Annotated in this window: 27 protein-coding genes; 20 read left to right on the forward strand and 7 right to left on the reverse strand. The window is 62.2% G+C overall.

Going from position 1 to position 19,842, the window contains the following annotated elements; all coding sequences use genetic code 11:
* Nucleotides 1–299: 299 nt before the first annotated feature.
* The 6 genes from LSG43_RS10240 to LSG43_RS10265 all read left to right on the forward strand — a co-directional run bounded on the left by LSG43_RS10240 (nucleotide 300) and on the right by LSG43_RS10265 (nucleotide 4,294).
* On the forward strand, nucleotides 300–599 hold the full coding sequence (locus LSG43_RS10240) for a hypothetical protein (RefSeq protein WP_231803753.1): 300 nt from the start codon (nucleotides 300–302) through the stop codon (nucleotides 597–599).
* Nucleotides 596–1,090 (forward strand): ImmA/IrrE family metallo-endopeptidase, encoded by a 495-nt coding sequence (locus LSG43_RS10245; protein ID WP_231803755.1) that lies wholly within the window; start codon nucleotides 596–598, stop codon nucleotides 1,088–1,090. The genes LSG43_RS10240 and LSG43_RS10245 overlap by 4 nt, the downstream gene beginning before the upstream one ends.
* A complete protein-coding gene (locus tag LSG43_RS10250) occupies nucleotides 1,090–2,154 on the forward strand; it encodes a beta family protein (protein WP_369412475.1) in 1,065 nt (354 codons plus the stop codon). Before LSG43_RS10245 ends, LSG43_RS10250 begins: the two co-directional genes overlap by 1 nt.
* Before the next feature lie 105 nt (nucleotides 2,155–2,259).
* Entirely contained in the window at nucleotides 2,260–2,820 is a 561-nt protein-coding gene (locus LSG43_RS10255; RefSeq protein WP_231803759.1) for a hypothetical protein, read from the forward strand.
* Between the two features lie 645 nt (nucleotides 2,821–3,465).
* A complete protein-coding gene (locus LSG43_RS10260) occupies nucleotides 3,466–3,942 on the forward strand; it encodes an SH3 domain-containing protein (protein WP_231803761.1) in 477 nt (158 codons plus the stop codon).
* A 136-nt stretch (nucleotides 3,943–4,078) separates the two neighbouring features.
* Nucleotides 4,079–4,294 (forward strand): hypothetical protein, encoded by a 216-nt coding sequence (locus LSG43_RS10265; protein WP_231803763.1) that lies wholly within the window; start codon nucleotides 4,079–4,081, stop codon nucleotides 4,292–4,294.
* Nucleotides 4,295–4,354: 60 nt separating this feature from the next.
* On the opposite strand, the gene LSG43_RS10270 is transcribed toward LSG43_RS10265, so the two are convergent.
* Nucleotides 4,355–4,798, reverse strand: a complete 444-nt coding sequence (locus LSG43_RS10270) for a hypothetical protein (RefSeq protein WP_231803765.1) — start codon at nucleotides 4,796–4,798, stop codon at nucleotides 4,355–4,357.
* 169 nt (nucleotides 4,799–4,967) lie between these two features.
* Between LSG43_RS10270 and LSG43_RS10275 the strand changes: the two genes are divergently transcribed.
* The 6 genes from LSG43_RS10275 to LSG43_RS10300 all read left to right on the forward strand — a co-directional run bounded on the left by LSG43_RS10275 (nucleotide 4,968) and on the right by LSG43_RS10300 (nucleotide 9,235).
* Nucleotides 4,968–5,177: a hypothetical protein gene (locus LSG43_RS10275; RefSeq protein WP_231803767.1), complete on the forward strand. Its 210-nt coding sequence runs from the start codon at nucleotides 4,968–4,970 to the stop codon at nucleotides 5,175–5,177.
* A 69-nt stretch (nucleotides 5,178–5,246) separates the two neighbouring features.
* Entirely contained in the window at nucleotides 5,247–6,005 is a 759-nt protein-coding gene (locus LSG43_RS10280) for an SDR family oxidoreductase (RefSeq protein ID WP_231803769.1), read from the forward strand.
* Nucleotides 6,002–7,876, forward strand: coding sequence for an excinuclease ABC subunit UvrC (gene uvrC / locus LSG43_RS10285; RefSeq protein ID WP_231803771.1), 1,875 nt, complete (start codon nucleotides 6,002–6,004; stop codon nucleotides 7,874–7,876). Before LSG43_RS10280 ends, uvrC begins: the two co-directional genes overlap by 4 nt.
* A 78-nt stretch (nucleotides 7,877–7,954) precedes the next feature.
* Nucleotides 7,955–8,536, forward strand: a complete 582-nt coding sequence (gene pgsA / locus LSG43_RS10290; RefSeq protein WP_231803773.1) for a CDP-diacylglycerol--glycerol-3-phosphate 3-phosphatidyltransferase — start codon at nucleotides 7,955–7,957, stop codon at nucleotides 8,534–8,536.
* The gene (gene moaD / locus LSG43_RS10295) at nucleotides 8,533–8,784 is read left to right on the forward strand and encodes a molybdopterin converting factor subunit 1 (protein ID WP_231803775.1); all 252 of its coding nucleotides are present in this window, start codon (nucleotides 8,533–8,535) and stop codon (nucleotides 8,782–8,784) included. Before pgsA ends, moaD begins: the two co-directional genes overlap by 4 nt.
* A gap of 4 nt (nucleotides 8,785–8,788) precedes the next feature.
* On the forward strand, nucleotides 8,789–9,235 hold the full coding sequence (locus LSG43_RS10300; protein ID WP_231803777.1) for a molybdenum cofactor biosynthesis protein MoaE: 447 nt from the start codon (nucleotides 8,789–8,791) through the stop codon (nucleotides 9,233–9,235).
* A gap of 52 nt (nucleotides 9,236–9,287) precedes the next feature.
* Here the strand turns inward: LSG43_RS10300 and LSG43_RS10305 are convergent, their stop codons facing one another.
* Nucleotides 9,288–10,178 carry a branched-chain amino acid aminotransferase gene (locus tag LSG43_RS10305; protein ID WP_231803779.1) on the reverse strand — a complete coding sequence of 297 codons (891 nt, stop codon included), beginning with the start codon at nucleotides 10,176–10,178 and terminating at the stop codon, nucleotides 9,288–9,290.
* A 141-nt stretch (nucleotides 10,179–10,319) separates the two neighbouring features.
* Here LSG43_RS10305 and LSG43_RS10310 point away from each other — a divergent pair, with 141 nt between their 5' ends.
* Both LSG43_RS10310 and LSG43_RS10315 read left to right on the forward strand, forming a co-directional pair.
* Nucleotides 10,320–10,841, forward strand: a complete 522-nt coding sequence (locus LSG43_RS10310; RefSeq protein WP_231803781.1) for a MarR family winged helix-turn-helix transcriptional regulator — start codon at nucleotides 10,320–10,322, stop codon at nucleotides 10,839–10,841.
* Nucleotides 10,842–10,855: 14 nt separating this feature from the next.
* Nucleotides 10,856–11,683, forward strand: coding sequence for an undecaprenyl-diphosphate phosphatase (locus LSG43_RS10315; RefSeq protein ID WP_231803783.1), 828 nt, complete (start codon nucleotides 10,856–10,858; stop codon nucleotides 11,681–11,683).
* Nucleotides 11,684–11,691: 8 nt separating this feature from the next.
* Here LSG43_RS10315 and LSG43_RS10320 read toward each other — a convergent pair whose 3' ends face one another.
* From LSG43_RS10320 to LSG43_RS10340, 5 genes are all read right to left on the reverse strand, one after another.
* Entirely contained in the window at nucleotides 11,692–12,030 is a 339-nt protein-coding gene (locus LSG43_RS10320) for a tRNA-binding protein (protein WP_231803785.1), read from the reverse strand.
* Nucleotides 12,027–12,842 carry a pyrroline-5-carboxylate reductase gene (gene proC, locus LSG43_RS10325; protein ID WP_231803787.1) on the reverse strand — a complete coding sequence of 272 codons (816 nt, stop codon included), beginning with the start codon at nucleotides 12,840–12,842 and terminating at the stop codon, nucleotides 12,027–12,029. The genes LSG43_RS10320 and proC overlap by 4 nt, the downstream gene beginning before the upstream one ends.
* Nucleotides 12,839–13,339, reverse strand: a complete 501-nt coding sequence (locus LSG43_RS10330) for a type III secretion system chaperone family protein (RefSeq protein ID WP_231803789.1) — start codon at nucleotides 13,337–13,339, stop codon at nucleotides 12,839–12,841. Before LSG43_RS10330 ends, proC begins: the two co-directional genes overlap by 4 nt.
* A gap of 268 nt (nucleotides 13,340–13,607) precedes the next feature.
* A complete protein-coding gene (locus LSG43_RS10335; protein ID WP_231803791.1) occupies nucleotides 13,608–14,342 on the reverse strand; it encodes a metallophosphoesterase family protein in 735 nt (244 codons plus the stop codon).
* A gap of 9 nt (nucleotides 14,343–14,351) precedes the next feature.
* On the reverse strand, nucleotides 14,352–14,603 hold the full coding sequence (locus tag LSG43_RS10340) for an accessory factor UbiK family protein (protein WP_231803793.1): 252 nt from the start codon (nucleotides 14,601–14,603) through the stop codon (nucleotides 14,352–14,354).
* A 125-nt stretch (nucleotides 14,604–14,728) separates the two neighbouring features.
* Here LSG43_RS10340 and lgt point away from each other — a divergent pair, with 125 nt between their 5' ends.
* The 6 genes from lgt (at nucleotide 14,729) to LSG43_RS10370 (ending at nucleotide 19,810) form a co-directional block, all read left to right on the forward strand.
* Nucleotides 14,729–15,538 (forward strand): prolipoprotein diacylglyceryl transferase, encoded by an 810-nt coding sequence (gene lgt, locus LSG43_RS10345; protein WP_231803795.1) that lies wholly within the window; start codon nucleotides 14,729–14,731, stop codon nucleotides 15,536–15,538.
* Nucleotides 15,531–16,616, forward strand: a complete 1,086-nt coding sequence (locus LSG43_RS10350; protein ID WP_231803797.1) for a class I SAM-dependent methyltransferase — start codon at nucleotides 15,531–15,533, stop codon at nucleotides 16,614–16,616. The genes lgt and LSG43_RS10350 overlap by 8 nt, the downstream gene beginning before the upstream one ends.
* An 11-nt stretch (nucleotides 16,617–16,627) precedes the next feature.
* Nucleotides 16,628–17,398: a peptidoglycan editing factor PgeF gene (pgeF, locus tag LSG43_RS10355; RefSeq protein ID WP_231803799.1), complete on the forward strand. Its 771-nt coding sequence runs from the start codon at nucleotides 16,628–16,630 to the stop codon at nucleotides 17,396–17,398.
* 236 nt (nucleotides 17,399–17,634) lie between these two features.
* Complete coding sequence (locus LSG43_RS10360; RefSeq protein ID WP_231803801.1) at nucleotides 17,635–18,567, forward strand: ribose-phosphate pyrophosphokinase; 933 nt, start codon at nucleotides 17,635–17,637, stop codon at nucleotides 18,565–18,567.
* Between the two features lie 272 nt (nucleotides 18,568–18,839).
* Nucleotides 18,840–19,055 (forward strand): hypothetical protein, encoded by a 216-nt coding sequence (locus tag LSG43_RS10365; RefSeq protein WP_231803803.1) that lies wholly within the window; start codon nucleotides 18,840–18,842, stop codon nucleotides 19,053–19,055.
* 119 nt (nucleotides 19,056–19,174) lie between these two features.
* A complete protein-coding gene (locus LSG43_RS10370) occupies nucleotides 19,175–19,810 on the forward strand; it encodes a 50S ribosomal protein L25/general stress protein Ctc (RefSeq protein ID WP_439652023.1) in 636 nt (211 codons plus the stop codon).
* The last annotated feature ends 32 nt before the right edge of the window (nucleotides 19,811–19,842 follow it).

Here is a 19,842-nt window from a genome sequence, read left to right on the forward strand (position 1 = left end):
CCAGACCTTGTGACAGCCAGTCGCCTTATTCCCGAGGATCACGGATAGGTTTACAATTATCCTCGCGGTAAGCTTTGATTCGGCCTTGTTAAGGATCGCGACCGATGGCTTTCAAATGACGCAATTCGACCCATCAGGCAATGACCTCCCAAACTGATAACACCAGAAAAACTATCTCTGACCTTCGTGCACCAGCCGTTATTGCATGCTTGTTCGCCGGCCTAATGCTAGGTTTCCTAGCCTCCACTATATTCCTGTCACGTTTCGTGGACATCTCGTCCGGAGGAAAATCACACGCAATGAGCTATGCCGATTTCGCGGCTATACTGCTTACATCTGTATCAATAATGGTAACAGTATTGGGGGTTATTATCGCTTTATTGGCCTTCTGGGGCTTCAATAATATGGTTAAGCAGGCCAGAATCGTATCTAGAAGCACAGCCACCGACGAGGTTCGCCGCTCACTTCAGGTTGGCGGTGAACTTCATGGTGTAGCCACCAAAACAGTGATGGAAATCACTTACCGCCATATTGGGATTTCCGAGTCTGCCGGATGGGAAGATCCACTGGAGCAGGTGGAGGAGGACGAGGAGGAATGAGCGCGCTCAGATCAGCTTCATCGTCGGATAGAGAAATCGTACTTCGCCATGCAGCTTTGCAACCGGTTCGATTGGGAGCGCTTGCGGAGGAACTCGGCCTCGAAGTAAGACTTGCAACCCTCAAGCCCGGAATATCCGGTGAAATCAAGAAATCCGAGACTGCGCCATCGGGATATCTTATTCGTATAAACAGGCACGAGAAGAGAGAACGTCAACGTTTTACCCTCGCGCATGAGATTACTCACTATCTTCTCCACCGAGAGAAGATAGGAAATGGTCTCTCTGATGACATCCTCTACCGTTCGCGCTTGAGTGACACCTTGGAGGCAGAAGCTAATCGCGGCGCCGCAGAGATACTTATGCCAAGAGGAAAATTGCTGGAACGATGGCAGGAATTCGGCAATGCTCGCGACGAGGAAACTATTGCCGCACTCGCCGCCGAGTTTCAGGTATCGAAACAAGCCTTATCTATAAGACTGGGAATTAAGTAGTGCTTCGGAGCATAAGAGAGGCCAGCTACTGCCCTACACTCGCACTAAGACCGGGTGAAATGCGCGGACTTGAAGAACTGGCAGAAGGGGACAAGTCGCGGATTTTGCCAGTGGTATTGTTCGCGCCTTGGGTTGGCTCTCATAGCTTAGAAAGGTCGGTCGAGCGGATCGAACAAGCGTATGGAAACCGCCCGTTCTTTCTCGATCTAGATCGGTATTACGTTGGCCAGAACTCTAGCAACGGGGCGCAGCGCGAATTTCGCGCTTTGATCCAAGGGGACAACCGGATTGATGATTGGAAATCCCTAATAGAGACTATAGAGACGGCGATGCCGATCTTACGGCACGATGTGTCTGAACGTGATCTGCTAGAACAGATCGACTGGGCTGAGCATTTAGGCCGGGGATATGCGTTTCGCTTCGATGACCCAACGCTAGGGCTTAATGGCAACGTGCTAAATGCCCTCGAGGACATAGAACACTCCGAATTGGCTGTATTTATCGATGCCGGCTGGGCAAATGATCCACTGGCCCATGAATTTTGGCTTCGCTCTGCGGTTGAGCAGGTGCTACAGCGCAATCCAAATGTCCCCCTTTCGACTAGCACCTCTAATTTTCCCAGTTCATTCGCCAATATCGAGGGACTCGGTACCTGTACTATTGGAGCACGCGAGGTTTTCAATCGGGTCCGCGCCGCGAATAACGAAGCCAATCTGACGTATGGCGATTGGGCTAGCACTAAGCCAAGATCTTATGATCGAGGTGGACATCCGCTACCGCGTATCGATTATGCAACCCGCAGCCAGTGGGTGATGGCTCGGAGCAAGAAGGAAGAATGGGATTTTGTGGATGCAGCCAACGCGATAGTGGACAGCGACCATTGGAATGACGCTATCGAGACCTGGGGGAGCTACATGATCGAATCTACAGCGGAGGAGGAACCGTACTCCATCGACACATCTCCGAAGGCTGTTGCTGCGCGAATCAATATCCACCTACACGTGCAAGCCAACTTTGACCTTCCTGAGAATGCGATAAGCTACGACGATCCATGGATCGACTAGTTGAATCGAGAAGCGGCCCAACTTATCCCCGCCCCTCCAACCTCCCGTATCCTCTCCTGTCGTCCGTAACCGGCGCAAACTGCGCCCCATCGACAGGAGGGCATCATGCCCGGCAGAACCGATCCCCGGATCGCCTACCAGAACCTCATCGCGCGCTACACCGCGCTCCACGCCGATCTCACCGCGCAGGCCAAGGTCCGCAACGCGGGCGAGGCGTCGGCTCAAGCCGTAAGGCTCGTCCGCACGCTTCTGGCCGACACGCGACGGCACCTCGACTCAGCCGTCGAGGCCGACGCGCTCCCCTTCCTGCCCAAAGGCCGCCCCGTCACCGCCTCGGAGATCGCGCTGACCCTCAGCGAGGCCCGCGCCGTCCTTGAGGCGCACGCGGCAACGCACGGCCACGACAAGCCGCCGGCGCACGAAGAGATCACGCGCGAACAGCAGCAAAGCGTGCTCTACCGTTTTGCGCAATTGACCATGATGGGCATCGAAGAGGGCGTTGAGGCCCGCATGGCGGCCATCGCCAAGGGCGAAGACCCCGAAGAGGCCTACTCCATCTTCCATACGCAGTTCTACAAGATCATCCTTGCAAGCAATCCCGAGCTCGCCGAAGGCATGCGTGAGGAAGCTCCGCGCCTCGCGAAAGACCAAGAATCGCAGTCCTGATCGATGACTGGCGAAAAACTTATCCCCGTCCCACCGGGCCCGGTTATCCTGTGCGCACGGTTCCGCTGAGATGGACGCAAGCGCTACGTACGCTTGGCGGGAGACCGGCGGGGCGGCTCTGCCGCGTTGCCGGTCTCGTGACCGATCCGGGTCCGACGGGGGGCGCCCCAGCGGAGGCCCAAACGTCACCGTGGCCAGCCACAGCGATCCTGTGGTAACCGCCGAAAGGCGGCAGGGATTGGCCCTAGCCCGAGCGGACGCCAAGCCAAAAACCCCGGATGCATGCGGCGAGGCGAGCCTCGCTTATATCTACAAACGGAATGAGGCCCGTCTCGCCGCATGCCGTCCACACCCCAAAGCCCGAGGCCCATGGCCGTCGGAGGTTTCCGCATGCCCGCCAATCCTCCCCGGTGCCCAATTGCAAAGGCGGCAGTACGCGCGGACGAGCGAAGCGAGGACCTCGGCGCACGTTTGCGCCGCGCCGTCGCAGGCGCAGCAATGGTCATAGCGACCAGCGTCATGACCATTGCGGTGCGCGCCGTGAGACAGAACAAACCGTTCAGCAACGGTTCAGCCACGATCCGCTTTATTACCGCATAAGGACGGCACGAAACCGCCGCCCGCAACACATCAGGGAGAAGCGAGATGGCTTTTCGCAAGACTGCATTAAGGAGCGGGCTGGCCGCCGTCATGGTGATGGTGATGACCGCAGGTGCGTTCGCCTGGCAGGCGAGCGCGGTGACGTCGCTCAACGTCCGCGCGGGACCCGGCACCAATTATCGCGTGCTCGACGCCCTCTACGCGGGGGAACGCGTTGACGTCGAATATTGCCGCAGCGGCTGGTGCTTCATCCACCAATACGACCGCGACCCCTCCGGTTGGGTCTCGGCCAACTATCTGCGCGAAGCCGGGTACTACCGGCCCAACCCGCCCATCGTCATCCGCCCGCCGGTCGTCGTGCGGCCCCCGGTCGTCGTGCGTCCGCCGCACTGGAACCCGCGCCCGCCCCATTGGGGCAATCGCCCGCCGCACTGGCGCTGGAATGACGACGCCGACGTCTCGGGCAATGTCTGCTTCAACGGCCCCAACGGCCACTTCTGCATCGGCGGCTCCAGCCGCTGATCGCCGCCTCACTGACCTCCACCCCACGCTCCGGCGTGGGGTTTTTTCGTGCTCTGGGTGAAAGAGGCGATTGATTTATCCCCGCCCCGCACCGACATGCTAATGTCTTCGCGTCGCATTAAAGGGAACGCAGCCCATGAAGTCCTATGTCAAACTCGCATCCGGATTGATGGTCGCCGGCGCCGGCCTCGCCGCTTTGGAGCGCATGACCGCCGCGGGCTTCTCCCAGGCGCACCTCCACCTGCCGGCCGGCTCGGGTGTCCTCGTTTCCGCCATGATCGTCGTCCCCCTGCTGCTCATCGGCGCCGGGGTTCTGGTCTACCTCGGAGGCGCGATCCTCGGGCTGAAATAGCCGGAGCGTTTCCAGGAGACCCGGAGCGATTCAGCAATGCGGGGAAAAGCCAAAAAGGCTCTATTCGATCTTCAGGCGCTCGATATCGATCCCCTGCGCCGCCATCCTGGCCCGGAAGGTCCGGTAGAGAAACGCATGCACCCCGTAGAGCGCCACCGCCGCGATCGCCAGCGTGATGACGAAATCCCGCGTTCCCGCACCCTCGATAGCGAACCCGAGCGCCACGAAGAACCCCAGGATGGCCCCGATCGTCACCACGTAGAACCGCTTGTCGCTTTCAACGCGCACCCGGTGCCCCGCGCTGATCAGCGTGTCGCGCCGCTCTTGAGCGCTCATCGGCTCGAGCGGTTCGGGCACGCCCTCGCGCTCGAGGCTCGTAAGATACGCGTCCACACGCTCCCCGATCCGCTTTTCCCGCCGCTCGGCGTTCCATCTGGCAAGCATCAGATTGCCGATCACGGTCACCGCCACCAGCGCCAGTGCCGCATAAAGCATGAAGATCACGCCGTTCTCCCGCACGAATTGCTCAGTGCGTTCAACATGCGCATGGCGCCGCGGCGGCGCAAGACCCGGCGGACTTATCTCCGCCCCGGTGGCGTGTGGTATGTTCAGCCTGTGGTCATATTCGGTACGATAACCTGATCCGGTCCGTTCCGAATAAAGGGAAAACACCATGACCCTGGGCCGCTGGGCCATAGCCTTCCTCCAGCTTGGCCTGCTGTTACTGGCGGTCGGCGCCCTTCCTGCCGTCGCCATGGGCATATTCGCCCCGAGCGCCGACGCGCTCGTGCCGGCGCTCCTGAGCCTCACCGTCGCCCCCCTGGGCGTCGCGGCCTTGGCTGCGGGCGCAATCATGTGGATCGTGGCGGCCTTGCGCCGCTAACCGCAGTTGCGCCGAGGCCCCAATCTGCCTATCTCTCAAGGAGATATTCTAGGCAGAAAGAGGCGACTCATGCAGGGCACGGCATTGATCACCGGCGCGGCCGACCGCATCGGCGCCGCCATCGCCGCGCGCCTCGCCGCCGAGGGCCACCCGGTCGTCATCCACTACCGCTCATCGGGTGAAAAGGCCGATCAGCTCGCCGACGCCATCCGCGCCGACGGCGGCCGGGCCGAAACCGTCCACGCCGACCTCGCCAAACGCGAGGACCGCATGGGCCTGATCGCCGCCGCCGCCGAACCCTTCGGCCCGCTCACCGTCCTCGTCAACAACGCCAGCGTCTTCGAACCCGACAGCGTGGATACCCTCCACGAGGATCTCTGGGACCTCCACATGGCCGTCCACGCCGAAGCCCCGCTCTTTCTGGCAAGAGACTTCGCCGCCCAGCTCCCCGGCGATATAACGGGGAACATCGTCAACATAATCGACGAGCGCGTCCTCCACCCGACGCCCGACTTCTTTTCCTACACGCTCTCCAAAAGCGTCCTCTCCACCGCCACCCGCACTTTGGCCCAGTCCCTGGCCCCCAAGATCCGCGTCAACGCCATAGGCCCCGGCCCGACGTTAAAGAGCGTCCACCAGTCCGAGGACGATTTCAAAGCCCTCACCGCCAGCCTCCCGCTGGAAGCCGGCCCCACCCCCGAAGAGATCGCCGAAGGTGTCATCTCCCTCCTGGCGCTCCCCTCGCTGACGGGCCAGATGCTCGCCCTCGACGGCGGCGAACACCTCGCCTGGGCGCCAAAGAACGCCCCCACGCCGCGCAAGCAATGACCGAAGACTTCTCCACCACCGGCATTGATACCATCAAGCGTTTCGTCAAGACGCTCCCCACCGGCCCCGGCGTCTACCGCATGCTCGACGAGGCCGGCACGGTGATCTACGTCGGCAAGGCGAGAAACCTCAAGGCTCGCGTCACCAACTACACGCGCTATGAGGGCAATTCGGTCCGCATCGGCCGCATGATCTCGGCCACCCGCTCGATGGAGTTCGTGCGCACCGAAACCGAAAGCGCCGCGCTCCTGCTCGAAGCCAACCTCATCAAGCGCCTCCGCCCGCGCTTCAACGTCCTGCTGCGCGACGACAAGACCTTTCCATACATCGTCATCGCCACCGAGCACGAGGCCCCCGAACTCGCCAAGCACCGTGGCACCCGCCGCAAGAAGGGCCATTATTTCGGCCCCTTCGCCTCCGCCGTCGCCGTCAACCGCACGGTTACGGCACTGCAGAAGGCATTCCTCCTGCGCAACTGTTCCGACAGCTTCTACGCCGGCCGCACCCGCCCGTGCCTGCAATTCCAGATCAAACGCTGCGCTGCCCCGTGTACTGGCGAGATCTCGATCCTCGAATACCAGAAGCTCGCCAACGAAGCCCGCGACTTCCTCTCGGGCAAATCCAAGGCTGTGCAGGACCAACTCCAGCGCGAAATGAACGACGCCGCCGAAGCGCTCGACTTCGAAACCGCTGCGCGCCTGCGCGACCGTCTCTCCGCGCTCGCGCTCATCCAGGGCGGCGGCGGTATGAATGCGAAATCGGTCGCCGAGGCCGACGTCTTCGCCATCCACCACGAAGCGGGCAATTTCTGCGTCCAGGTCTTCTTCTACCGGGCACACCAGAACTGGGGCAACTACGCCTTCTATCCCCGCGCCGACGAGAACATGACCGACACCGAAGTGCTTGAAGCCTTCATGGCGCAATTCTACGAAAACCGCACCCCGCCAAAGCTCGTCCTGCTCTCCACCGATCTCACCGAGGCCGAAATCCTCAAAGAAGCGCTCTCGACCCGCGCCGGGCACACCGTCAGGATCGAGACGCCCAAGCGCGGCGAAAAGCGCGCGCTCGTAGAACACGCGCTCTCGAACGCCAAAGAAGCGCTCGGCCGTCACCTCTCGGATTCCGCCAGCCAGCGCAAGCTCCTCGAGTCCATGGCCGACACCTTCGGCCTCGAAGAGCCTCCCCGCCGCATCGAGGTCTACGACAACTCCCACATCCAGGGCACGAACGCCGTCGGCGGCATGATCGTCGCGGGCACCGAAGGCCTTTCGAAAAAGCACTACCGCACCTTCAACATCAAATCCAAAGACCTCACCCCCGGCGACGATTTCGGCATGATGCGCGAAGTCCTCACCCGGCGCTTCACCCGCCTCGCGAGCGAAAGCGAGGTGGACGCGGAGGACGAGGCCACCGGCATGCCCGACTGGCCCGACGTGCTCTTGATCGACGGCGGCGCGGGCCAGACAAACGCGGTCAAGGCCGTGCTTGCGGAAATGAACCTTCCCCGCGACGTCACCGTCATCGGCATCGCCAAGGGCGAGGAGCGCAATGCCGGGCGCGAAACCTTCTTTATGGAAGGCCGCGAGCCCTTTATGCTGCCCGCGCGCGATCCGGTGCTCTACTACGTCCAGCGCTTGCGCGACGAGGCCCACCGCTTCGCCATCGGCACCCACCGCGCGCGGCGCAAGAAGGAGATGGTCAAGAACCCGCTCGATGAGATCGAAGGCATCGGCCCGACCCGCAAGCGCGCGCTTCTGCAGCATTTCGGCTCGGCCAAGGCCGTATCGCGTGCCGCTCTGTCGGACCTCGCCGCCATCCCCGGCATCTCGACGGCAATGGCCCAACAGATATACGATCATTTCAACCGCTAGGAAGCGTGTCCGTAAAAAGTGGGAGCCACTTTTTCAGTCCGGACGCGCGAGAAACGAAATGTTTACGAAGGACAGGCTTTGACCGAAACCCGCTTCGACATGGCGAAATTGCCCAACTGGCTGACCTATGGCCGCATCGGGGCCATTCCGGTCATCATGCTGCTGATCCTCGCCGGCCACCCCGCCCTGCGCTGGCTCGCGCTCATCCTCTATGTCGCCGCCGCGATTACCGATTTCCTCGACGGCTATCTCGCCCGCAAATACGGCTCGGTCTCGCCCATCGGCCGCATGCTCGATCCCATCGCCGACAAGCTCCTCGTGGGGGCGCTCCTGCTCGTTTTCTGCTTCGATGGCACCTTCGGCGTCTGGGATCTCATCCCCGCAACGATCATCCTCCTGCGCGAAATCTTCGTCTCCGGCCTGCGTGAATTCATGGGCACCGAGAAGATCGTTGTCCCCGTCTCGATGCTCGCCAAATACAAGACCACGGTCCAGCTGATCGCTATCGGCATGCTGATCGCCGAACCGCTGATCTTCGGCACGCGCGAGGTATCCGACATCCTCCTCTGGCTCGCAGCCGTTCTCACCGCCATCACTGGCTGGCAATACTGGCAAGGCGTGTCCAGCAACCTTGCCGCCCGCGAAAGCGATACCGAATGAAGGTCCTCTACTTTGCCTGGCTGCGCGAACGGCTCAACCGCGACAGCGAAACAGTTGATCCGCCGGCGTCGGTCGAAACGATCTCCGACCTCATGACATGGCTTGCCGACCGCGACGAAGCGTTCGCGCTCGCCATCGAAAACCGCCAGCTCATCCGCGCCGCCATCGATGACGAACTGGTCGATCATTCCGCCCAGATCGCCAACGCCCGCACCATCGCGCTCTTCCCGCCCATGACGGGAGGCTGACCCGATGTCGGTGCGGCTGCAAAACCAAGCCTTCGACCCCGGCGCCGAGACCAACGCGTTCCTCGACCGCACCGGGGGCGGTGGGGCCGCCGTGACCTTCACCGGCCTCGTCCGCTCGACGCCCGACCATCCGGTCACCGCGATGACGCTTGAGCACTACCCAGCCCTCGCCCAGCGCCAATTGGAGGATCTGCACGAGCAGGCCATCAAGCGCTTTGACCTCATCGACGCAGAGATTATTCACCGCTACGGCACGCTTCACCCGGGCGACCCCATCGTCCAGGTCATGACCCTCTCAAAGCACCGTCACGCCGCATTCGAGGCCGCCAATTTCCTTATGGACACGCTCAAGACCAACGCGCCGTTCTGGAAGAAGGAAGAGGGGCCATCGGGAACCAAATGGGTCGATGCGCGCGAGAGCGACGACGACGCCGCTGCCCGCTGGCAATAAAAAAGCCGGGGATATATCCCCGGCTCTTCACTCTGTGCTGTAGAATACCGCCTTATTCTGCGGCCGCCTTACTGGGCTGCACCTCTGCCATATACGCTTCGACCAGCGTCCGGCACGCTTCGCCCGGTGTAAACTTATACTCCGAAACCTCCGCGACGGGGGTAACTTCCGCCGCCGTGCCCGTCAAAAAGCACTCGTCGAATTCGGCGAGTTCTTCGGGCTTGATGTGCCGCTCGGTCACCGTATAGCCCGCCGCCTTGGCAAGCGCGATCACCGTGCGCCGCGTGATACCGTCGAGGAAGCAGTCCGGCGTCGGCGTCGTGATCTCCTTGCCTTTGACGAAAAAGACGTTGGCGCCCGTCGCCTCGGCCACATAGCCGCGATAATCGAGCATCAGCGCATCCGCATAGCCCGCATCCATCGCGGCATGCTTGGACAGCGTGCAGATCATATAGAGCCCCGCCGCCTTGGCCTTGCACGGAATTGTTTCGGGCGAGGGCCGCTTCCACTGCGCCCAGGTGAGCCTGATGCCCTTGAGGCGCTCTTCGGTCGAGAAATAGCTCGGCCACACCCACGCCGCGATGGCCAGGTGCACCTTGTTGTCGCGCGCCGGCACCGAGATCGTCTCCGATCCGCGCCACGCCACAGGCCGCATATAGGCATCGACCAACTCGTTCTTGGCAAGCACCTGACGGCAGGCTTCATCGATCTGGTCTGCGGAATACGGGATTTCGAAATCCAGAATCCGGCCCGACGCGATCAGCCGCTCGGTATGCTCGCGCAGCTTGAAGACTTCCCCGCCATAGGCGCGCTGTCCTTCAAAAACGCTGCTGGCATAATGCAGGCCGTGCGTCAGTACGTGCACCTTGGCATCGCGCCAGGGAACCATCTCCCCATTATACCAGATCCATCCATCTCGCTGATCCATCGGCGCGGCGGCCATTCCTGTCTCCCGGGTATTCAACTGTGAAAACGTGCATATCCTTCATGCACTTTGCCCCATAATGCAGCATCCATAGACCACTTGGCAAACCAAAGTGGGTCTGTGATAAGTCATTAAACGGCAAAGAGTACGGAAGGACATATGCCAGCTTCCAAGATAAATGTCAACAAGGCTGACATAAATTCCGCCATCCACGATTTCCCCGAAATGCCGATCGACATTATGGGGCTGTTCTTTTTCGCGTATCGCGACTTCGTCCGCGATGCCGATGCGCTTTTGGAAACCAAGGGTTTCGGACGGGCCCACCACCGGGTCATCTATTTCGTGAACCTGCGGCCGGGAATGACCGTCGCCGAGCTGCTCGACATCCTACGCATCACCAAGCAATCGCTCGCGCGTGTGCTGCGGCAACTGATCGACAGTGGCTACATCATCCAGCGGCACGGTGATACCGACCGTCGCCAGCGGCTGCTTTTCCCCACCGACCAGGGCCGGGAATTCTTCGAAACGCTGAGCGCCACCCAGGCCCGCCGCATCGACGGCGCCCTCGCCGCCCTGCCTCCCAGCGCCCGCGAGTGCGTCGCACGCTTTTTTGTCGAAATGACAGAAAAGGGTGATAAGGACATGCTGACCACGCTTCGGCTCACCGAACAGATTCCTTAAGGGCAGCCCCCGCCTTGGACGCGATCAACACTGTATTTCTGGCTCTCGTGCAGGGCATTACCGAGTTTCTGCCCATCAGTTCCTCGGCGCACCTCATCCTGGGCCACGCGATCCTTTCGGCGCTGGGTGTCGAAGCGATAACCGCCGCCGAAGAGCTCGCCATCGACATCGCCCTGCATGTGGGCTCACTCGGCGCCGTCATCGTCTATTTCCGGCGCGACATCTGGCTGCTCCTGCAGGGGCTTTTCGACGGGCTTACGGGCAAGGGCGGCAGGCGGTTCCGCCTGCTTCTGGTCGTCATCGCGGCCTCGATCCCCATCGTCGTCATCGGCTTCGCCGCCAAGGATCTCGTAACCGAATTCGCACGCTCGATCACGATCATTGCCTGGACGACCATCCTCTTCGGCATTGCGCTGTGGTTCTCCGACCGTGCGCGCGAAGCCAAAAGCGACATCGAAAGCCTCTCCTGGCGCGACGCCATGGTCGTCGGCTTTGCCCAGTGCATCGCGATCATTCCCGGCGTCTCGCGTTCGGGCATCTGCATGACCGCCGGCCGCGCCGTGGGGCTCGACCGCCCGCTTTCCGCGCGCCTCGCCATGCTGCTCTCGATCCCGACTATCCTCGGCGCGGGCGTTCTCGCCGGCTACGACCTCTATAAGGCCGGCAACGCAGAAGTGACCGGAAACGCCATATTCGGCGGCATCCTCGCCTTTTTTGCCGCCCTCGCGGCCATAGCGCTGCTCATGCGCTGGCTCAAGAGCCAGAACTACACACCCTTCGTCATCTACCGGCTGGTTCTCGGCGTGGTGCTGCTGGCGTTGGTTTATGGCGGGCTCGCCTAGAAGCCCGCTTACATCAGCCGGGCACCGTTCGGAACGGGCTTGTCCACCTTCGCCAGAACGATTGCCCCGTCCGCGTCCTCATAACCCAGTGTCAGCACTTCGGACCGCAACGGCCCGATCTGGCGCGGCGGGAAATTGACCACCGCCATCACCTGCCGGCCCGGAAGATCCTCGGGCGTGTAGTGCACCGTAATCTGAGCGGACGATTTCTTGATCCCTAGCTCCGGCCCGAAATCGATGAGGAGGATGATCGCCGGCTTACGGGCCTCGGGAAAAGGCCGCGCTTCGACAATCGTGCCCACGCGGATATCGACCTTCAGGAAGTCGTCAAAACTGATCTGGCTCATTGTCCCAGTTCTTCACTGCGCGCCCGCGCTGCCGCCACGGTTCTGGCGATGAGCGGCGCAAGACCATCGTCGGCCATAAGGACTTTAAGGGCGGCCTCGGTCGTCCCGGCCGGCGAAGTGACATTCTTGCGCAGCTGTGCCGCCTCACTCGGATCCGCTTCAAGCAGGGCCGCGGCCCCGACCACCATCTGGCGCGCCAGCGTCATCGCCTGCTCGGCCGAAAGCCCCTGCGCCTCGCCCGCCTCGGCCAGCACCTCAACGAGATAGAACACATAGGCGGGTCCCGAGCCCGATACCGCCGTCACCGCGTCGATGAGGCGCTCGTCCTCGACCCAGACCGTACCGCCAGCCGCCGCGAGCATGGCATCGGTGATCTCGCGATCCTTGCCGGTCACCGCGGGCGCGGCCACCGCGCCGGTGATGCCCTTGCCCAGCTGTGCGGGCGTATTGGGCATCGTCCGCACGACGCGCTCTGTACCCAGCTCTTCGACGATCTTTGCCACGGATATCCCCGCAGCGATGGAAATCACCAGCGTCTCAGCGCCGATGATCGGCTTGAGCTCAGCGAAAACCGACGCCATCATCTGCGGCTTGACCGCGAGCACGACGACGCGCGGCGTCCCCGCGGGCAGATCGGTGCGCACCGCCGCGCCGGCATTGGCTGCGAAGGCCCTGACGCTTTCATGCGGCTGCGGGTCGACAAGCGTCAGGGCCGCCCCGGGCAGCCCCGCCTTGACCCAACCCTGGGCCATCGCCAGTCCCATTTTTCCCGCCCCCACAAGGAGGACCGGCCCGGCATCGGCTAAACTCATGCTTCCCCTACCGTTTCGAACATCACTTCGGCGAGCGCCTCCTGCGCCGACTTGCCGGCCCAGACGACGAACTGGAACGCCTGATAGTAAAGGTCGCAGCTTTCGGTCGCGGAACGCAACAGCGCTTCGCATTGCTGCGGCGATACATCTGCGCCACCCGAGAGAAGGTGCGAATTGCGGAACAGTACGACGCCTTCTTTGCTCCAGATGTCGAAGTGTCCAATCCAGAGCTGCTCGTTGATCATCGTGATGAGCTGCTTGATTTCCCCGCGCCGCGCATCGGGAACCTTGAGATCGAACGCGCACGCCAAATGCAGCGACTCCATCTCTTCCATCCAGTTGAACGAAACGTGGTAGTCGCTCCAGCCGCCTTTGACCGAAATCGCGATCTCGTCTGCATCCTGCCGTTCGAACGACCAATCGTTGATCGCGGCAATGTGCTCGATGATGTCCACCGGGTGGATGGTCCTGTCGAGTTCCAATTCGAGGAGAGACATGGCTGGCTCCGCACGCTTGAGCATGGATGAGGATGAACCGGCGACCGGATGTCGCTAGTCCTACGCGGCACAACCGAACTGGCCTTGGCGGGGTTGGGTGTACGAATCGTCCTTTGATTGCAATCTACACCGGCCCTGGCCGCCGGACCCAGAAACGCGGGCCCAGTTGTCCAATTCTCTTGTGGATGATCCGCGCGCCATGGTTAACGGGGTCTTAACAAAGCCCTGCAAACCAAGGGCTTTTCCCCAGCCGCGGAGGAACGGTTTTCTACCGCTTGCGCCCGTGTGCAAGATCGCGCGCCCAGCCTTTGAAACCGCGCTTGCGCGCCAGGTCCGCGGCGGCCTTGTGGTCGTAGGAAACCTGCCGAAGATCGATCCCCCACCCTGTCCCGTTTCGGGTCACAAGCGCATATCCCGCAGCGGGAGAAACCCGCGCGGCGGAGACCGGATCGGACATCGTATAGGCGGGCCGTCCAACGCTTCCGGGATTGAAAACGATCCGTCCGTCGGGCAGCTCGACCTGTCGCGCCACATGGGAATGCCCGCAACAGATAAGCGGGAAGTCGATCCCCTGCGCGTCCGCCGCGACGACATCGGCCGGCGTTGCGACGAATGTCTTGTCCTCGTCCTTGGTATCGAGCCAATGGATATCGTCCGAAGACGGTGTCCCATGGCAGAGATACAGCGCATCCTCGAATGCCGCCGTCCCTGGCTGCCCCCGGATCCAGTCCAGATCGCGCGCCCGCAACTCGCTCATGGCATGCTTGTCGACCGCATCCATCTCCTCGACCGGTTCCTCGAGCAGATACCGGTCGTGATTTCCCGCGATCGTCAGCGCATCGATCTCTTCGAGCATTTTCGCCGTCTTGAGCGGCTCGAGCGGCCCGGAAAAATGATCCCCCAGATTGCAGATCGCATCCGCCTTCTGCGCCGCGATATCCGCAAGCACCGCCTCAAGCGCGAGGGCATTGCCGTGAATATCGGCAATCACGGCAATCCGCATGGCTCAGACCTAGCTCGTCTTCTTGCGTCGCTTGAACGCGTCGAGTTCCTTGCGCAGCGCTTCAATTTCCTCGCCTTGGATCGTCACGAGTTCGCGCAGCGCATCGTAGTCCTCGCGCTTGACCAGGTCGAGATCGTTGACGACCCGCTCCATCTGACCCCTGACGGCCGTTTCCACCTCGCGGCGCACGCCATCGGCAGCCGAGGCGGCGTCGTTCATCAGCCGACCCAGGTCGTCGAAAATCTTGCTCGATTGCGACATAGTACCAAATCCTTTTACTGGTCCGCTCTTCGCTTGCCGAATATGTAGGTAATCCAAGCCATCTTGACCAGTCTCAAAGGGAGCGGCATGGTCCGCCCGCCTCGCATAAATCAAGAGAACCCGCCTTGCCCTTTCCGCAGATCGATCCCGTCGCCTTTGCTATCGGCCCCCTCGTGATCCGCTGGTATGCGCTGGCCTATCTCGCCGGCATTTTCCTCGGCGTCGGGTATGGCATGCTCATCCTCAGGCGCAAATCGCTCTGGGTCAACAACAACCCGCCCATGACGCCCGACGAGCTGTTCGATTTCGCCTTCTGGATCGTCATCGGCATCGTCGCCGGCGGCAGGCTGGGCTATGTGCTCTTCTATAACCCGGTCTATTTCGCCCAGTACCCGCTCGAAGCCTTCGCAGTCTGGGACGGCGGCATGAGTTTTCACGGCGGGCTCCTGGGGCTTGTCATCGCCATGTCGGTCTACCTGGGTATCAAGAAGGCCAACATCCTCTCCGGGCTCGATCTCCTCGCCTGCTGCGCGACCATCGGCCTTTTCCTTGGGCGCGTTGCCAACTTCATCAATGCCGAGCTCTACGGCTCGGTCACGACCATGCCCTGGGGTGTCGTCTTCCCCGGTGGCGGCGATCTTCCGCGCCACCCCAGCCAGCTCTACGAAGGCCTCCTCGAAGGTGTCGTCCTCTTCCTTGTCATCCGTTATTTCACCCACGTGAAGCTGGTCCTCAGGCGCCCCGGCACCGCCGCGGGAATTTTCGGCATCGGCTATGCCCTCTCGCGTATCTTCGTCGAATTCTTCCGCCTGCCCGACGCCCATATCGGCTACCTCGCCTTCGGCTGGCTCACCATGGGCATGGTGCTCACCCTGCCCGTGCTTTTCGCCGGTATCGCGCTTATCGCCTGGGCCCAGACCCGCCGCCATGCCTGAGAACACCTTTAGCCTCGGCGATCTGATCGACATGCAGATCCGCCAGAACGGCCCCATGTCGCTCGCCACCTATATGGGCCTCTGCCTCACCCACCCGAACCGTGGCTATTACCGCAAGGCCGACCCGCTGGGCACAGGCGGCGATTTCATCACCGCGCCGGAGATCAGCCAGACCTTCGGCGAAATGATCGGCGCATGGATCGCGGCTATGTACCAGCAGATGGGCGCGCCCGCCCGCTTCACCCTGCTCGAACTCGGCCCCGGCCGCGGCACCCTGGCCGCCGACGCACTGCGCGTCGCGACCCGCGTCCCCGGTCTGCGCGATGCCCTCAACCTCGTCCTCTATGAGACCAACCCAGCCCTTATCGCCCTCCAGCGCGAGACGCTCGCCCCATTCGATCCGGCATGGATCGAAACCCTCGACGGCCTCCCTGACGCCCCGCTCATCGTCATCGCCAACGAATTCTTCGACGCCCTGCCCGTCCGCCAGTTCGTCCTGCGCAACGGCAAATGGTACGAACGCGTCGTCGGACTTATCGAAGGCAAGCGGGCGTTCGGCCTCTCCCCCACCCCCTACGACGGCTCCCTGCTCGGCGAAGCGTTTGCCGACGCCCGGGAAGGCGAAGTCGCCGAAATCGGCCTCGCCGCCCGCCAGGCGATGGAACAGACGGCACGCCTCGTGGCTCCCCGCGGTGGGGCCATCCTCGCCATCGACTACGGCTACGAAGCGACCCAGCCCGGCGAGACGTTGCAGGCCGTCAGCCGCCACGCCTACGCCGACCCCCTCGCCGGCCCCGGCGATGCCGACCTCACCACCCATGTGGATTTCGAGGCTCTGGGTCACGCTGCGCGCATAGCTGGGTTGACGACGCACCCCCTTGTGACGCAAGGCCGTTTCCTTACATCCTTGGGGCTGGTTGAGCGGCACAAGGCCCTGGCCGCTGCGAACCCGCAAAGAGCCGCCGAACTCCAGACGGCTCTCGACCGCCTCACGAACCCTGCGCAGATGGGGGATATATTCAAAGCCTTCTGTGCAGCAAGTCCGGGCCTGCGTCCGCCCGGCTTTCCCATCCGGTAAGACCTCGCTCAATGCATCCACCCGTCGAAAAAAGCCCCGCCTTCACCGCTATCTCCGGCATCCGGCATGGCTTTTTCGGGAGGCGCGGCGGCGTGTCGGAGGGTGAATTCGAATCGCTGAACGTCTCGCGCAGCGTCGGCGACGACCTCGCCAATGTCACAGAGAACGTCCATCGCGCCGTGATGGGCCTCAAGGCCGGCCCTCTGCCGATTGCGCTGGTCAAGCAGGTGCATGGCGCGGATGTCCTGACGGTCACCGCTGAGATGGACCTCACGCAGCGCCCTGAGGCCGACGCCATGGTGACCAGCGCACCCGGCATCGCGCTCGGCATCCTCACCGCCGATTGTGCCCCTGTTCTCCTGGCCGACGAAACCGCCGGCGTCATCGGTGCCGCCCATGCCGGCTGGCGCAGCGCGGTCAACGGTATCCTCGCCAACACCGTCGAGGCCATGACCGCGTTGGGCGCCGCCCCCGAGCGCATCGAAGTGGCCATCGGCCCGACAATTTCAGCCGACAACTACGAAGTCGGCGACGATTTCGCCGCCATGATCCGCGACCAGTTCCCCAACGCCGCCGATCATCTGGTCACCAACGGCAAGGCTAGGCCACATTTCGACGTCGCCGGTTTCCTCGTCGCCCAGACACAGTCTCTGGGCCTCAAATCCGTCTCGACGGTCGGCTCCTGCACCTACGCCAACCCGGACCTCTACTTCTCGCACCGCTACGCCACCCACAACGATGCACGCGCCGGCCGCCAGATCGCGCTTGTCGCCCGCGGGTAACGCCGTCCCGAAGGATAAATCGGCAACAGGCCAACATTCCATTCATCCTTCATGCAAAAGTCATATTGCAGTCCGCGAACACTGAGTCTAAACGTGCCCGCAAAAGACTAGCCCTGACTGCGATAAGAACACCGGCGGACGCCGGGACGTCGTATCGCTTCTGGTTTCGGGGACAAAACGGGGCAGGCCCGCGCATTGGCGGCACGGGCGTCCAGGCACGAGATTAGGGGCTGACCATGAAGCTGGTGACGGGCAACTCAAACCTCACCGTGGCCAATGCCGTTTCCGAATATCTTGAAATCCCCCTTACCGATTGCTCGGTCAAGCGTTTCGCGGACAAGGAAATCTTCGTCGAGATCCACGAAAACGTCCGCGGCGAGGACGTCTTCGTACTCCAGTCGACCTCCTACCCCGCCAACGACCACCTGATGGAGCTTCTGATCCTGATCGACGCCCTGCGCCGCTCCTCGGCCCGCCGCGTGACCGCCGTACTGCCCTACTACGGTTATGCGCGCCAGGATCGCAAGTCCGCGCCGCGAACCCCGATTTCGGCCAAACTCGTGGCCAATCTCATTACCCAAGCCGGCGCCAACCGCATTCTGACCCTGGATCTGCACGCACCGCAAATCCAGGGTTTTTTCGATATTCCGACCGATAACCTCTATGCCGCACCGGTGCTGACCCGCGACATCCGCAAGAACTACGACACCTCCAAGGTGATGATCGTCTCCCCCGACGTCGGCGGCGTCCTGCGCGCCCGCAACGTCGCCAACCGCATCGGCGCCCAGCTCGCAATCGTCGACAAGCGCCGCCCCCGCGCCGGCGTCGCGGAAGTGATGAACATCATCGGCGAGGTCGAAGGCCAGTCCTGTATCCTGATCGACGACATCATCGATTCCGGCGGCACGCTGATCAACGCGGCCGAGGCCCTGATGAATGCGGGCGCCAAGGAAGTCTCCGCCTACATCACCCACGGCGTCCTTTCAGGCGACGCCCCTGAGCGCATCGCCAAGTCGCGCCTCAAGGAAGTCGTCACCACCGACTCCATCGAAAAGACCGAGGCGGTTAAAAAGTGCGCCAAGATCCGGCACATCAGTATCGCCGACCTCCTGGGCGAAGCCATCGCCCGCACCGCGTCCGAGCAGTCCGTTTCGAGCCTTTTCGACTGACCGAAACCGCCTGCGACGCTTTTGGCCTTTGACCGGCACCGGCGACTCTGAAATCACGGTGCCCGGACCTCATAGGTTCGGCCTTCTCAGGCGCGCCTCTATTGGCGCATCCCTCCCCACGAGCGGAACCTCACCCCGGCCCGTCCGTTGACAGCGAGTCACGAGGCGGCCGGACATACGCCGCGCCCCGTGGCGTCACAAGAATAACGTAACGCGCAGCAATGGCATCGGACAGACCCCTTATACCCCCGCGCAACGGCGCCGAGAGCGAAATGGCATCCCTGTTGGCGGAAATCCCGACCTGGGACGACCACCTGCTCACGCACATGTACAAGCGCTTCGCCACCAGCCGGTTGTTCCGTATCCATCACGAGGCCGACGGCGAACTGACCGACCGCGCCCAGACGCTCCTTGCGCGCGCGGGCGCCGAACTCGCCGAACGCGGCCTGCCGATCCCCGACCTCACCTCCGACGGCGAGGAGTCATAACCCTTGCCCTTCATAGGGCCTTACAGTATAGAACGCCGCCATGAAGCGCTCGTCACCCCTGGAGGACGGGCGCGCGTTTCTTTTTGCAAAGAAACGCACCCAACCAATGGATGATTTCCATGAGCGTCGAGCTTAAGGCTTCGGTGCGGGATCGGGTGGGCAAGGGGGCCGCTCGTGAACTGCGCCGTAATGGTCTGGTTCCTGCCGTTATTTACGGCGACAAGAAACCCCCTCTGTCCATCGCCGTGTCCTACAAGGACACCTTCCGCAAGATTCACGACGGCGGCTTCCTTTCGCACGTCATCGAGATCGACGTGGACGGCGAAAAGCACCGCGTGATCCCGAAGGATTACCAGCTTGAACCCGTGCGCGACTTCCTCGTGCATGTGGATTTCCTGCGCGTGGGCAAGAACTCGACCCTCACGGTCGACGTCCCGGTCCACTTCGAGAACGAAGAGAAGTCCCCGGGTCTCAAGAAGGGCGGCGTTCTCAATGTCGTGCGCCACACGGTCGAACTCTCCTGCCCGGCGGACTCGATCCCCGAGGCGCTGACGATCGACCTCACCGGCTTTGAAGTCGGCGACTCGATCCACATCTCGGCCGTGAAGTTGCCCGCCAACGTCACCCCGACGATCACCGACCGCGACTTCACCATCGCCACCATCGCCGCGCCGTCGGCCCTGCGTTCTGAAGGGAGCGCAGAGGAAGAGGCAGGCGAGGAAGCTGAAGAAGCCGAAAACGGCGGCGAGGAGTAATCCTCTTTTCCGGACCGGCGGCACCGCTGCCG

It is taken from the genome of Pelagibacterium xiamenense, from assembly GCF_021166475.1.
Lineage (GTDB): Bacteria > Pseudomonadota > Alphaproteobacteria > Rhizobiales > Devosiaceae > Pelagibacterium > Pelagibacterium xiamenense.